The following is a 12,815-nucleotide window of genomic DNA, read 5'->3' as shown; positions in this document are numbered from 1 at the left end:
AGGTGAAGACTTCCAGCTCATATGGTGACGGGTTACGCTCCTGGAAGGGATAGCACGACGTGCTTTGGTAGCTTCATATGACGCCTTCAAGGAGCACCATGGATGAGGATCGCAATTGTCGGAAATGGCGGTGGTCCGCTCAAAATGAAGCTTGGACCATTGATTGACAGGTGCGATCGAGTCGTTCGCATCAACGAGTTCCGGACCAACGGTTATGAGGAATCCATCGGTTCGCGCCTCGATATCCACATGGTCAATAGTTGGACCAGGATCGCCGGCCGGGACGACCAATGGCGAACCGGCCAGTGTCTGTGGTTCGCCTTTCCAGATCCCGTGTCATGGACGAGGATGGCCACGGAGTACGAGGGCTTCGAGCTGGAATACCTGACGAGGTGGCATCTCGATCTTCTTCCGGAGGAGGCGTCTTCTGAAATCCACGCTCGTGCACTGGAAGCGGTCGTTTCAGGTCCCGTGCGGTATTTCAGCCAGTCATTGATGATTGATCTGGTGCGCGCAATGGATTTTGAACGCGCGGGGATCATGATCGGCAAAGACGGCAAAGTTGTACAGCCAACTACAGGTCTGAAAGCACTGTCGCTCGCGCGCCATCTTTACCCAGATGCGGAGCTGCTTGCTTTGGGCTTTGATGGCTTCCAGTCAAGTACCTACTACTGGGATCCGCAGCAAGCCGACCAGTATGACAATCACGCGTACGCTCGGGAAGTCGATTATTTCAGTCAGCTTGTGCAGCGGGGGGCGATAACGAGACTTGATGTTCGCGCGCCCTGACGGGCTGCTGCATAGCGCTGTCAATGGCAATGAGGGCTTGCGATGACGGCATTGCCTGAGAGCTGGCCGGATTGTCGGCTGACGATGCTGCTCACCGCACCGGCGGTGAGCAAATGACGACATGGATCGAGGCGAGGGTTTCGCAACGGCGAAACCCTCCTACGAGCTGATGCCGATCGGATCAGAACCGATAGTTGATACCGCCCTTGGCCGTATGAAGCTGAACCTCGGTGTCCGTGAACGACGCGCCGGGGAATGCAAGAGCATTGCCGTTCGACTTTCCGAGATTGATGTAGATGTACTCGGCCTTGAACGTCCAGCGCGGGTCGAAAGCCCATTCAAGGCCGCCACCCGCGGAGAAGCCGACCTGGACGTCGGACGATGACGCGCTTCGCGTCAGGGCCGGGAAGAAGCCGTTGAAATTGGCAATGTTCGGCGTGGCGAGATCGGAGGTGAAGATGCTGTTCTTGACGTGGCCCCAGGCGAAGCCACCGGTACCGTAGATCAAGAAATTGTTCGCCGCGTATCCGAGACGTCCGCGGATCGTGCCGAAGACATCGATTTCCTGCTTGAGATTGAACACGCCGGTGAAGGCGCCATTGTCGCCGCCGATCGTTCCGGTGACGCTGAAGGGGCGGCTCGCCGTTTCCCTGATGGCAGCGCCGCTGACATCCGCTTCCAGACCATACACGAACGTGCCGGACTGCCAGTTATAGCCGATTTGGCCGCCGCCGAATCCGCCCTTGGGGCTCACATCCAGGGTGAACGGCCCAGTGCCACCCGTGACGACATAGCCGGGCACCGTCCCGGTTGCGAGCGCGCCGGGATCGAAGGTCGCCGTCGGATCGCTCCAGCCATAACCGCCATGCACGCCGGCGTAAAAACCGGTCCAGCTGAATGCGACCGGCGCGGGCGGCGCCTTGGTGTAGGCCCTGGCAAGATCGGCCGCGGAGGCGGCGTGGGAGAGACACACAGCCGAGGCCAGAAGGGCAGCAGAGACGATGGATTTGGAGACAATGGATTTCATGACTTCCCTCGAACGCTGTGCGCGTGACAAGGCGGCACCGCTTGAGCGAAGGTATAGAGGTGGTCTCGCAATATTGCTGTAGCGTCGGCGACACAGCGTGGAACTGCGGAACACGGTTTGTGCGCGCGAAGTTCGCCTGACACGACGCCGCCAGATTTTCGCGACATCAGATGCTCCTCAGACGCCAAGAACGCCATTTCAGCCGGCGTCGTTAGACCACGAGCTGCCTCGCCGCTGCCGAGATCATCACCAGCCCGCCGGTGATCACGGCGGCATCGAGGATCGCGGTGCGGATGTGCACCGGCATCGACGAAGGCCTTGGCGAAGAACGCCGGGCACGGCCATACCGAAGCAGAAGCTGCAGAAGCGAGATATCGGCGAAGCCCGAGACGATGGTCAATCTTTCTGGTCGCCTCTGATGCGGGCCACGGCTTGATCGGCGAGCGCGGCGAGCGCGGCTTCTTCCAGCGGGAAATCCGCCGCGAGCCAGGCGTCTTCGGCGAGCGCCAACACATGGCCGAGCGCAGGTCCTTCGGCAAGACCGCGGGCGATGAAGTCGGCGGCCTTCAGCGGAAATTTCGGCGCGGTCCAGCGCTGCGGCAGCTCGGCAAGCGCGCGCCAGCGTATCGAGGTGACGTCGCCGCCGTTGCGTGCCCAGCCAAGCAATACGCGATCGTGATAGCTCTCGGGCCCGAGCCGGTACAGCAAGCGCCGTGCATTGGCTTCGTCCTTGGTGGCGAGGCGCCACCAGCGGTGCCCCATCGAATCCAGCGCCTTGGCCTCGGCATTGGAGAGCCGCAGGCGCACGGCGAGGCGCTTGGCGTCTTCGGTGACGGCGACCGAGAGCGCGGCCAGGCGCCGCGTGCTGCTGGGGCTGAGGCCGAGCTCGCGCTCGATCGCGATCATCGTGTCCAGGGGACCCGTATAGACGACGCCGCCAGTCAACGCCTGCAGCAATCCGCCCTCGGCCATGGCTCGCACGGCCGCAGCCGCACCACCGGCGACCAGCAGCTTGAGCATCTCCATGCGCACCCGCTCGGCCGACAGGCTGGCCAGGCCCGCGCGTCGGCGGATGCAGGCGAGATAGCCGTCCGGGTCGGGATCGCCGGCGCCGAAGGCGGCATGGATGCGGAAGAAGCGCAGGATGCGTAAGTAATCCTCGGCGATGCGCTGGTCGGGATCGCCGATGAAGCGCACGCGCCGCGCCTTGGCGTCGTTGATGCCGCCGACATAATCGTAAACCACACCGCGTGCATCGACCGACAGGCCGTTCATGGTGAAGTCGCGCCGCTCGGCATCCTTCACCCAGTCGCGGCCGAACGCGACCTTGGCCTTGCGGCCGAAGGTCTCGGTGTCCTCGCGCAGCGTCGTGACTTCATAGGGGTGGGCATCGATCACCAGCGTGACCGTGCCGTGGTCGATGCCGGTCGGCACGCTCTTGATGCCGGCAGCCTTGGCCCGCCGTATCACCTCGTCGGGCAGCGCCGTGGTCGCGATGTCGATGTCACCCGGCGCAAGGCCGAGCAGCGCGTTGCGCACGGCGCCGCCGACCACCCGCGCCTCCTCGCCATGGGTGCCGAGCAGCGCCAGGACGCGCGCGGTGCCGCCTGCGGTCAGCCAGGGCGCATCGGCGAGTAAAGGCTCCGCGCTCATGGACCCGCCCCTACTTTTCCGTGCCCGGCACGAGCTTGCCGTCCTCGATATGGGCGGGGACGTAGGTCGAATCCGGCGGCGCGCCGGAGAACTCCGCCAAGCCGATGAGGCCGGCGATGACCAGCACGATCGCCACCAGCGCAAGACGCGCGACGATCGCGACCGGCCATGAGGAGCGTGCGAACACACCGGACCGCGTCGCCGCCAGGAACAGCGCATAGACGGCAAAGGGGATGAGGAAGATTCCGATCTCGGTCAGAACCGTCCGGATCATGACGAATAGATCCGCTCATACAGCACACGCAGCATGCCCGCCGTCGCCCCCCAGATGTAGCGTTCCGCGAACGGCATCGCGTAGTAGGACCGCGGCGTGCCGCGGAATTCCTTGCTGTGCACCTGGTGGTTCACCGGATTCATCAGGAAGGATAGCGGCACCTCGAAGGCATCATCAACCTCGGAATGGTTGATGCTGAGCGAAAAGCCCGGCCTGACCCTGGCAACCGTCGGCAGGATGCGGAAGCCGAAAGCGGTGCCGTAGAGATCGAGATAGCCGAGCGGCTCGACGAAGTCGCGTGCCAGCCCGACCTCCTCCTCGGCCTCGCGCAGCGCCGCATCGAGCGGCGAGGCATCGATCGCGTCGATCTTGCCGCCGGGAAAGGCGATCTGGCCGGCATGGTCGTTGAGATGCGCCGAGCGCTGCGTCAGCAGGATGGTGGGCTCGGGATGGTCGACCACCGCGATCAGGACCGCTGCGGGACGCACCGGCTGCTCGCGCGCGATGATCTCGAGCATCTTGTCGGTGCCGGGATCGCCCGAGGCGGGGATGATGTTGGGATCATAGAGGCCGGGCGGCACGTCGAAGCCGAGCCTCGCCTTGGAGCGGGCGAAGAAATCCGCAGCGCCAAGCGCGACCGGCTCGTTCGTCAGGATAGGGTTGTTCAAATTCAAAGCGCCGCCCTCACCTGCTCCGCATCGGCCATGGCGAAGAACTCGCCGGCCGACTCGACACCGAACATCGGCTGGCCATCGACCATCCGCTCCTCGCCCATGTCAACCAGATCGTAATAGAGCGCGCGCGTCACCTTGGCCCAGAGGTCCGCGCGGACGTGCAGATAGGGCGTCAGCCCGCCATCCCTAGCCTGCTCGAAGCGCAGCCGGTGCGCCGCGTCGCAGGTGACCCAGTCGTCGACATTGGTGCGGAAGTGCAGCACGCGATGGCTGCCCTCGCCGTCCTTCTGCATCTCGACCGCCATGAACGGCGCATCGTCGACGCGGATACCGACCTTCTCCACCGGCGTGACCAAGAAATGCTTGTCGCCCTCGCGCTTGAGAATGGTCGAAAACAGCCGCACCAGGGCGGGACGCCCGATTGGCGTCCCCATGTAGAACCAAGTACCATCGGAGGCGATTCGGATGTCGAGATCGCCGCAAAACGGCGGATTCCACAGATGCACCGGAGGCAGGCCCTTCTTGGCGCCTTCGGCATTGGCAGCGCTTTTGGCGGCGGCAGTCAGTCCCTCGAGACCCCGATCGGCGCTCTGCCCTTGGTTCGCCATGGTTTGCCCTGACTTTGTGATTGGCACGATTGGTGCAGGTCTACGTTGTACTTAGGTGCGCGGTTCCATCCGGAATAGCCCGGTGTGGAGGTCGCCACTTCGTGATGCCGTACATACCCCGAAGCCGATAAGGTGGGGATAGGTTAATTCAACGAATACATGGCCTTCCTGCAAGTCTAGCATGGGGCCCATGATCTGGCGTGATGACCTGACGTGACAGGCTGACGATGCAAGCAAGCCGCGTTGCACAGGCTGAAGGAGCAAGCGAATGGCGGAGAGTGTCGAGAAACTCGAGGACGGGATCGTCCGTTCGGCCGAGCAGGTGTCGAGCCAGGTTCGCGCGGCCAAGGACGCGATCGCCTCGGTCATCTTCGGCCAGGATCGCGTGATCGAGAACACGCTGGTCACCATTCTCTCCGGCGGCCATGCGCTCCTGATCGGCGTGCCGGGCCTTGCCAAGACCAAGCTGGTGGAGACGCTCGGCGTCACGCTCGGTCTCGACGCCAAGCGCATCCAGTTCACGCCCGATTTGATGCCCTCGGACATCCTCGGCGCCGAAGTGCTGGACGAGAGCACCGCGGGAAAGCGTGCCTTCCGCTTCATTGCCGGTCCCGTGTTCGCGCAGCTCCTGATGGCCGACGAGATCAACCGCGCCTCACCGCGCACGCAATCGGCGTTGCTGCAGGCGATGCAGGAGCAGCACATCACCGTCGCCGGCGCGCGTCATGATCTGCCGAAACCCTTCCACGTGCTCGCGACGCAGAACCCGCTGGAGCAGGAAGGCACCTATCCGCTGCCCGAAGCCCAGCTCGACCGCTTCCTGATGGAGATCGACGTCGACTATCCCGACCGCGATGCCGAGCGCCGCATCCTGTTCGAGACCACGGGCGCGGAGGAGACGCTGGCCAAGGGCGCGATGACGCCCGATGCGCTGATCACCGCGCAGCGCCTGATCCGGCGCCTGCCGGTCGGCGATTCCGTGGTGGAAGCAATTCTCTCGCTGGTGCGCTCGGCCCGCCCGGGTCCGGACGCCGGCGAAGCCGGCAAGTTCATTGCCTGGGGCCCCGGCCCGCGCGCCAGCCAATCCCTGATGCTGGCGGTGCGCGCGCGTGCGCTGATCGACGGCCGCCTGGCGCCCTCGATCGACGACGTGCTCGACCTTGCCGAGCCCGTGCTGAAGCACCGCATGGCGTTGACGTTCCAGGCGCGCGCCGAAGGCCGCACGATTCCGGACGTGATCCGGCAATTGAAGACACGGATCGGTTGATGGCAGCGGAGAACGGGCGGGCAGCGAAGGAGATATTGGCGATCCGACGTGCAGATGGCGAAAGCCGCACGCTCGCCGCTTCGTTGCCGCGCTTGGTGCTCGAGGCCCGCCGCATCGCCGCCAACGTCATCCACGGCCTGCATGGACGGCGCCGCGCCGGCTCGGGCGAAAACTTCTGGCAGTACCGCCGCTTCGTCTCGGGCGAACCGTCGCAGAACGTCGACTGGCGCCGCTCGGCGCGCGACGACCATCTCTACGTGCGCGAGCTGGAATGGGAAGCCTCGCACACGGTCTGGATCTGGCCGGACCGCTCGCCCTCGATGGCGTTCGCCTCGAAGACCGCGCGCGAGTCCAAGCTCGAGCGGACGCTGATCGTCGCCTTCGCACTGGCCGAGCTGCTCGTCGCCGGCGGCGAGCGCGTCGGCATTCCCGGGCTGATGGCGCCGACCGCAAGCCGCAGCGTCATCGACAGGATGGCGCAGGCGATGCTGCATGACGATGCAGACCGACTGAGCCTGCCGCCATCCTTCGTTCCGGCCGCGCTGGCCGAGATCATCGTGCTGTCGGATTTCTGGTCGCCGATCGCCGAGATCAGGACGACGCTCGCCGGGCTCTCCAGCTCCGGCGCGCATGGCACGATGGTGCAGGTGGTCGATCCTGCCGAGGAATCGTTCCCCTATTCCGGCCGCGTCGAGTTCGTCGAGCCTGAAGGCTTCGGCGTGATCACCGCCGGCCGCGCCGAGAGCTGGGCGCAGGACTACACCGCGCGCCTCGCGCTGCACCGCGACCAGATCCGTGCCGAGACCAACAAGCTCGACTGGCTGTTCACGACGCACGCGACCGACCGCTCCGCCGCCGAGCTCTTGCTGTTCCTGCATGCGGGCATGCAGGTGAGCAAGTCCGGCGCACGCACCACGACGATCAAGGCGGGGCCGGCCGCATGATGGGATTGCCGCTCGCCTTCACGCAACCGCTGCTCCTGATCGGCCTCCTCAGCCTGCCCGTGCTGTGGTGGCTCCTGCGCGTGATGCCGCCGCGGCCGCGCCGCATCGAGTTTCCGCCGACGCGGCTGTTGTTCGACATCACGCCGCGCGAAGAGACGCCCTCGCGGACGCCATGGTGGCTGACCGCGCTTCGCCTGCTCGCCGCCGCGCTGGTGATCTTCGCCGCCGCCGGCCCGATCTGGAATCCGCAAACGGGCGTCGCCGGGAGCAAGGCGCCGCTGATGATCATGTTCGACGACGGCTGGAGCGCCGCATCGCACTGGGACGTCAGGATCAGGACCGCGGACGAGCTGATCGCCAATGCCGACAATGACGGCCGCGGCATCGCGCTGGTGCCGCTGTCCGAGCCGAACCGCGACATCACCCTGATGCCGGCGGGTGCGGCGCGCGTCGCGCTGCGGCAGCTGGCGCCAAAGCCCTATTCGATCGACCGCGTCGAGACGCTGGCGGCGGTCGACCGTTTCCTCAAGGTGACCGGCGACTGCGAGATCGCCTGGCTCTCGGACGGCGTCGACACCGGCCGCGGCGAGGACTTCGTGGCCGGCCTCGGCAAGACCATCGGCGATCGCAGCCTGACCGTGTTCCAAGGCGGCACCTCCTCGCCGTTGGCCCTGGTCGCCGCCGAGAATGCCGCAGCGAAGATGACGGTGAAGGTGCTGCGCACCGACGGCGGGATTGCGGTCGGCACGGTACGCGCGCTGGACCAGAAGGCGTCGCCGATCGGCGAAGCGCGCTATTCGTTCGGCCCGCAGGACAAGGAAACCGAGGCGGCGTTCGACCTGCCGGTCGAGCTGCGCAACGACATCACGCGGCTCGAAATCTCCGGCGAGCGCTCGGCCGGCGCGGTGCAGCTGCTCGACAAGCGCTGGCGCCGCCGCGCCATCGGCATCATCTCGGGCGCGACCAGCGAGACCGCGCAGCCACTGCTGGCGCCGACCTTCTATCTCACCCGCGCGCTGGCGCCGTTCGCCGACGTCCGGCTCGCCGACAAGGGCTCGCCGCAGCAGGGCATCACGCAGTTTCTCGACCAGAAGCTGCCGATGATCATCCTCGCCGATGTCGGCACCATCGCCCCCGAGCTGCGCGAACGCCTCAATGCCTGGGTCGACCAGGGCGGCGTGCTGGTGCGGTTCGCTGGGCCCCGGCTGGCACAGGCGGAGGACGACCTTGTGCCGGTCAAGCTGCGCAAGGGCGGCCGCACGCTCGGCGGCAGCCTGACCTGGGAGAAGCCGCAGCATCTCGCCTCCTTCGCCGTCGACGGCCCGTTCGCCGGCGTCGCGGTGCCCAAGGACGTCACCGTGAGCCGGCAGGTGCTGGCCGAGCCCGACGCCGTGCTCGCCACCAAGAGCTGGGCCTCGCTGGAAGACGGCACGCCACTCGTCACCGGCGAACATCGCGGCAAGGGCCTCGTCAGCCTGTTCCACGTCAGCGCCGACATGCGCTGGTCTGACTTACCGATGTCGGGCACGTTCGTCGAAATGTTGCGGCGGGTGGTCGACATGTCCGGCTACACCGCAAAGCCCGGCGCTGGCGTTGCCGGCGAAGCAACCACTGAGACCGTGGCGCCGCTGCACATCCTCGACGGATTTGGCGCGTTCGGTCCGCCGCCCGCGACGGCCAAGCCGCTTCCTGCCGATTATCGCGACCGCGCCACATCAGATCATCCGCCCGGCTTCTACGGTCCGGCAGAAGGACCGCTCGCCGTGAACACGCTTGCCAGCGCCGACCGCATCGCCGCCCTGAACACCGCGAGCCTGCGTGCCCGGCACGCCACCTACACCAATGCCGAGCCGCGCGATTTGCGCGGCTGGCTGCTGTCGACGGCGCTCGCGCTGTTCCTGATCGACGCCATCATCATCGCGGTGCTCGGCGGCGGCATTGCCGCGCTGCTGCGCCGCCGCGCCGCGCCCGCGATGATCGTGCTGGTCCTGCTCGCGGGATTTGCGGCGCTCTCGCCGGCGCCGTCGCGCGCCGACGGCGTCACGGACGAGTTCGCGATGAAGTCGGTGTCGCAGACCCGCCTCGCCTATGTCGTCACGGGCAATGCGGACGTCGATTCCATCGTCAAGGCGGGAATGAACGGGCTGACGCTGTTCCTGGCCCAGCGCACGGCGCTCGAGGCCGGTGATCCCGTCGGCGTCGATCCCGCGCGCGACGAGCTCGCCTTCTTCCCGCTGATCTACTGGCCGATCGTGCCGGGCGCGCCGAAGCCGCCGCAGGACGCCATCAACAAGATCGACGCCTACATGAAGCAGGGCGGCACCGTGCTGTTCGACACCCGCGACGCGATCGAGGCGCCGCCCGGCGCCAACGGCGCGGCGCAGACGCCGGCGATGCAGACGCTGCGCGAGATCCTGTCCTCGCTCGACGTGCCCGAGCTCGAGCCCGTGCCGCGCGAGCACGTGCTGACCAAGACCTTCTACCTGCTGCGCGACTTCCCCGGCCGCTTCACCGCCGGCCAGACCTGGGTCGAGACCTTGCCGCGCGAAGACGACGATGAGAGCGCGCAGCGGCCGGCGCGCGGCGGCGACGGCGTCTCGCCGATCATCATCACCTCGAACGACCTGGCCGGCGCCTGGGCGGTGCGGCCCGACGGACAGGCCATGCTGCCGGTGACCGGCGGCGACCCCCGCCAGCGCGAATTCGCCTACCGCGCCGGCGCCAACATCGTGATGTACACGCTGACCGGCAACTACAAGGCCGACCAGGTCCACGCTCCGGCGCTGATCGAACGGCTGGGGCAATGATGCGGGTGATGAAATTGAACATCCCCCAATGGAAGCCGTCATGCCCGGCCTTGTGCCGGGCATCCACGTTCTTCGTGCCGCACGGCTATTCGTGGATGGCCGGGACAAGCCCGGCCATGACGATGCCCAGAGAGTGACGCCATGAACTACGGTATCGCATTCACGCCGCTTGTTCCTACCATCGTGCTGTGGCTCGCGCTCGCCGCGATCGTCATTGTCGCGCTCGTGCTGCTGCTGGCGCGCGCGCGCGGCGCCGCGGTGCGCGTGGCCGCGCTGGCGCTGTTCCTGCTGGCGCTTTCCAATCCCTCCTTCACCCGCGAGGACCGCGATCCCCTCACCTCGGTCGCCGCTGTTGTCATCGACAAGAGCCCGAGCCAGAACTTCGGCAACCGCAATCGCGAAGCTGCGCAAGCGCAGGAGGCGCTGGTCGACAGCCTGAAGAAGATCAAGGGCCTCGAGGTCCGTGTCGTCGAAGCCGGACAGGCCGACGGCGAGACCGACGGCACCAAGCTGTTCGGCGCGCTGGCCTCGGCCTTGGCGGACGTCCCGGTCGACCGCGTCGCCGGCGCGTTCCTGATCACCGACGGCCGCGTCCACGACATTCCCGCGAACGCCGCCGCGCTCGGCTTCCAGGCGCCGGTGCACGCGCTGGTCACGGGCCAGAAGGACGAGCGCGACCGCCGCATCGCGATCACCGCCGCGCCGCGCTTCGGTATCGTCGGGCAGAGCCAGACCATCTCCTACCGCCTCGACGACCAGGGTGTCACCGGCGAGCGCGCCAGGGTCACGGTCCGCCGCGACGGCGAGGTCATCAACGAGCGCACGCTCTCCAGTGGCCAGGCCGCGAGCGTCGACGTCGACATCAAGCATGCCGGGCCGAACATCGTCGAGATCGAGGCCTCGCCGCTGGAGCGCGAATTGACGCCGGTGAACAATCGGGCCGTCGTCGCCATCGACGGCGTGCGCGACAAGCTGCGCGTGCTGCTGGTCTCGGGCGAGCCGCATTCGGGCGAGCGCACCTGGCGCAACCTGCTCAAGTCCGACGCCAGCGTCGACCTCGTGCATTTCACCATTCTGCGCCCGCCGGAGAAGCAGGACGGCACGCCGATCAACGAATTGTCGCTGATCGCGTTTCCGACCCGCGAGCTGTTCCAGCAGAAGATCAACGAATTCCAGCTGATCATCTTCGACCGCTATGCCCGCCAGGGCGTGCTGCCGATCCCCTATTTCGAGAACATGGCGCGTTACGTGCGCGCAGGCGGCGCCGTGCTGGTCTCGGCCGGCCCCGACTATGCCTCGAACAGCAGCATCTGGCGCACGCCGCTCGATTCGGTGCTGCCGGCCGAACCGGTCGGCGTCACCGAGAAGCCGTTCTATGCGCATCTGTCCGACCTCGGCAAACGCCATCCCGTCACGCGCGGGCTGGAAGGCTCCGCCAGCGAGCCGCCGCGCTGGAGCCGCTTCTTCCGCACCGTCGATACCCGCAATGCGGTCAACCCGCCCGTCATGACCGGCGTCGACGGCAAGCCGCTGCTGTTCCTGTCGCGCTTCGGCGAGGGCCGCGTCGCGCTCCTGCTGTCCGACCACATCTGGCTGTGGGCGCGCGGCTATGAGGGCGGCGGTCCGCATCTCGACCTGCTGCGGCGGATGTCGCACTGGCTGATGAAGCAGCCTGATCTCGACGAGGAGGCGTTGCGCCTCCAGGTGCAGGGCAAGGACCTCGTCGTGGTGCGTCAGACCATGGCGGACAGCGTCCAGCCCGTCAGCGTGACATCGCCGTCGGGCGTGTCGCAGGATCTGACGCTGAGCGCCGGCGATCCCGGCGAGTGGCGCGCCAGCCTGCCGGCGAGCGAGCTCGGCCTGTGGCAGGCGACCGACGGCACGCTGAAAGCGCTGATCAATGTCGGCCCGACCAATCCGAAGGAATTTTCGGAAGTCACCTCCACGGTCGATACGTTGAAGCCGCTGACACAGGCGACAGGCGGCGATGCCGTGCGCGTGGCCTCTGGCTCGAGCGTCGAGCTGCCGCGCATCCTGCCGGTGCGCTCGGTCGGCATGTTCCACGGCGACGGGTGGATGGGTGTGCGGATGCGCGATGCCAGCGTGGTCAAGGGCGTCGGCGTGCTGCCGATCTTCGCCGGCGTGATCGGCCTGCTGCTGCTGCTCGGCGCGTTTGCCGCGACCTGGGTGCGCGAGGGGCGGTAGTTGCCTGAACGACACATCGGCTGGGCGGCGAGTGCGCGCCCAACCGGCCTGCCGTTGACATCGGTGAACTGATCAGGCGATGTTATACTATAACATCGCGGCGTCCTGGGATTGACGCCCCGGTGTGGGGGTGGCGTTTTCCAGATGAAGTGGTTCCGGTCGAATAGCAGGCACGGCGCCCGGCTCGCGTTGTTCGCGATGCTGGTACAGCTCGCGCTGACGTTCGGCCACAGCCATTGGTTCGCGCAGGCCGCGCCCCTTGCTCAATCATCGGTCCAGCACATCGAAGGCGGCGCCAAGGACGTTGCAGCGACCGACGGCGCCGCCGTCGAGAAGCAATCGCCCTCAAGTCCCGACCGCGAGCATTCGCGCGACGAGAGTTGCGCCATCTGCGCCATCATTGCGATGGCGGGTGCGATCGTGTCGGCGACGCCGCCCGTGCTGCTGCTACCGCAGGCGATCGAGCTGCTCAGGCGCAGCCTCGACGCCGAGTTCGCTCATCTGACATCGGCCGGCACGGCGTTCCAGCCGCGCGCCCCTCCTGCGTCCTGACTCCAACGCTTGATC

The 12,815-nt window shown here is 66.7% G+C and carries 11 protein-coding genes and 1 pseudogene; 6 read left to right on the top strand and 6 right to left on the bottom strand.

Annotated features, from left to right (window positions below; all coding sequences use genetic code 11):
- Window positions 1–102: 102 nt before the first annotated feature.
- Window positions 103–789, top strand: a complete 687-nt coding sequence (locus I6F24_RS35030; protein WP_225150180.1) for a glycosyltransferase family 29 protein — start codon at window positions 103–105, stop codon at window positions 787–789.
- A 181-nt stretch (window positions 790–970) separates the two neighbouring features.
- Here I6F24_RS35030 and I6F24_RS35025 read toward each other — a convergent pair whose 3' ends face one another.
- From I6F24_RS35025 to I6F24_RS35000, 6 genes and pseudogenes are all read right to left on the bottom strand, one after another.
- Entirely contained in the window at window positions 971–1,816 is an 846-nt protein-coding gene (locus I6F24_RS35025; RefSeq protein WP_225150178.1) for an outer membrane beta-barrel protein, read from the bottom strand.
- A gap of 211 nt (window positions 1,817–2,027) precedes the next feature.
- Window positions 2,028–2,148, bottom strand: a pseudogene (locus I6F24_RS37840) (sulfite exporter TauE/SafE family protein); the annotation flags it as partial.
- Window positions 2,149–2,212: 64 nt separating this feature from the next.
- On the bottom strand, window positions 2,213–3,469 hold the full coding sequence (locus I6F24_RS35015) for a CCA tRNA nucleotidyltransferase (RefSeq protein WP_225150176.1): 1,257 nt from the start codon (window positions 3,467–3,469) through the stop codon (window positions 2,213–2,215).
- Window positions 3,470–3,479: 10 nt separating this feature from the next.
- On the bottom strand, window positions 3,480–3,743 hold the full coding sequence (locus I6F24_RS35010) for a DUF6111 family protein (protein ID WP_036013774.1): 264 nt from the start codon (window positions 3,741–3,743) through the stop codon (window positions 3,480–3,482).
- Window positions 3,740–4,411 carry a CoA pyrophosphatase gene (locus I6F24_RS35005; protein WP_057026264.1) on the bottom strand — a complete coding sequence of 224 codons (672 nt, stop codon included), beginning with the start codon at window positions 4,409–4,411 and terminating at the stop codon, window positions 3,740–3,742. Before I6F24_RS35005 ends, I6F24_RS35010 begins: the two co-directional genes overlap by 4 nt.
- 2 nt (window positions 4,412–4,413) lie before the next feature.
- Entirely contained in the window at window positions 4,414–5,025 is a 612-nt protein-coding gene (locus I6F24_RS35000) for a DUF1285 domain-containing protein (RefSeq protein ID WP_225147874.1), read from the bottom strand.
- A gap of 268 nt (window positions 5,026–5,293) precedes the next feature.
- On the opposite strand from I6F24_RS35000, the gene I6F24_RS34995 reads away from it, so the two are divergent.
- The 5 genes from I6F24_RS34995 to I6F24_RS34975 all read left to right on the top strand — a co-directional run bounded on the left by I6F24_RS34995 (window position 5,294) and on the right by I6F24_RS34975 (window position 12,800).
- Entirely contained in the window at window positions 5,294–6,292 is a 999-nt protein-coding gene (locus I6F24_RS34995) for a MoxR family ATPase (protein ID WP_197949333.1), read from the top strand.
- Window positions 6,292–7,236: a DUF58 domain-containing protein gene (locus I6F24_RS34990; protein WP_036013782.1), complete on the top strand. Its 945-nt coding sequence runs from the start codon at window positions 6,292–6,294 to the stop codon at window positions 7,234–7,236. The genes I6F24_RS34995 and I6F24_RS34990 overlap by 1 nt, the downstream gene beginning before the upstream one ends.
- Window positions 7,233–10,043, top strand: a complete 2,811-nt coding sequence (locus I6F24_RS34985; RefSeq protein ID WP_225150174.1) for a DUF4159 domain-containing protein — start codon at window positions 7,233–7,235, stop codon at window positions 10,041–10,043. Before I6F24_RS34990 ends, I6F24_RS34985 begins: the two co-directional genes overlap by 4 nt.
- Window positions 10,044–10,184: 141 nt before the next feature.
- Window positions 10,185–12,248 carry a hypothetical protein gene (locus tag I6F24_RS34980; protein WP_225150172.1) on the top strand — a complete coding sequence of 688 codons (2,064 nt, stop codon included), beginning with the start codon at window positions 10,185–10,187 and terminating at the stop codon, window positions 12,246–12,248.
- Window positions 12,249–12,392: 144 nt separating this feature from the next.
- On the top strand, window positions 12,393–12,800 hold the full coding sequence (locus I6F24_RS34975; RefSeq protein ID WP_225150170.1) for a DUF2946 family protein: 408 nt from the start codon (window positions 12,393–12,395) through the stop codon (window positions 12,798–12,800).
- Window positions 12,801–12,815 lie beyond the last annotated feature (15 nt).

Origin of the sequence: Bradyrhizobium sp. BRP23 (assembly GCF_020194135.1) — a bacterium.
Taxonomy (GTDB): domain Bacteria; phylum Pseudomonadota; class Alphaproteobacteria; order Rhizobiales; family Xanthobacteraceae; genus Bradyrhizobium; species Bradyrhizobium yuanmingense.
Note: the sequence above shows the minus strand (reverse complement) of the source record. Positions and strands in the feature narration are given on the sequence as shown.

Excerpts from the sequence above, each read along its gene's own strand:
- I6F24_RS35030 (WP_225150180.1), top strand. The coding sequence starts at position 103 with ATGAGGATCGCAATTGTCGGAAATGGCGGTGGTCCGCTCAAAATGAAG.
- I6F24_RS35025 (WP_225150178.1), bottom strand. The coding sequence starts at position 1,816 with ATGAAATCCATTGTCTCCAAATCCATCGTCTCTGCTGCCCTTCTGGCC.
- I6F24_RS35015 (WP_225150176.1), bottom strand. The coding sequence starts at position 3,469 with ATGAGCGCGGAGCCTTTACTCGCCGATGCGCCCTGGCTGACCGCAGGC.
- I6F24_RS35010 (WP_036013774.1), bottom strand. The coding sequence starts at position 3,743 with ATGATCCGGACGGTTCTGACCGAGATCGGAATCTTCCTCATCCCCTTT.
- I6F24_RS35000 (WP_225147874.1), bottom strand. The coding sequence starts at position 5,025 with ATGGCGAACCAAGGGCAGAGCGCCGATCGGGGTCTCGAGGGACTGACT.
- I6F24_RS34995 (WP_197949333.1), top strand. The coding sequence starts at position 5,294 with ATGGCGGAGAGTGTCGAGAAACTCGAGGACGGGATCGTCCGTTCGGCC.
- I6F24_RS34990 (WP_036013782.1), top strand. The coding sequence starts at position 6,292 with ATGGCAGCGGAGAACGGGCGGGCAGCGAAGGAGATATTGGCGATCCGA.
- I6F24_RS34985 (WP_225150174.1), top strand. The coding sequence starts at position 7,233 with ATGATGGGATTGCCGCTCGCCTTCACGCAACCGCTGCTCCTGATCGGC.
- I6F24_RS34980 (WP_225150172.1), top strand. The coding sequence starts at position 10,185 with ATGAACTACGGTATCGCATTCACGCCGCTTGTTCCTACCATCGTGCTG.
- I6F24_RS34975 (WP_225150170.1), top strand. The coding sequence starts at position 12,393 with ATGAAGTGGTTCCGGTCGAATAGCAGGCACGGCGCCCGGCTCGCGTTG.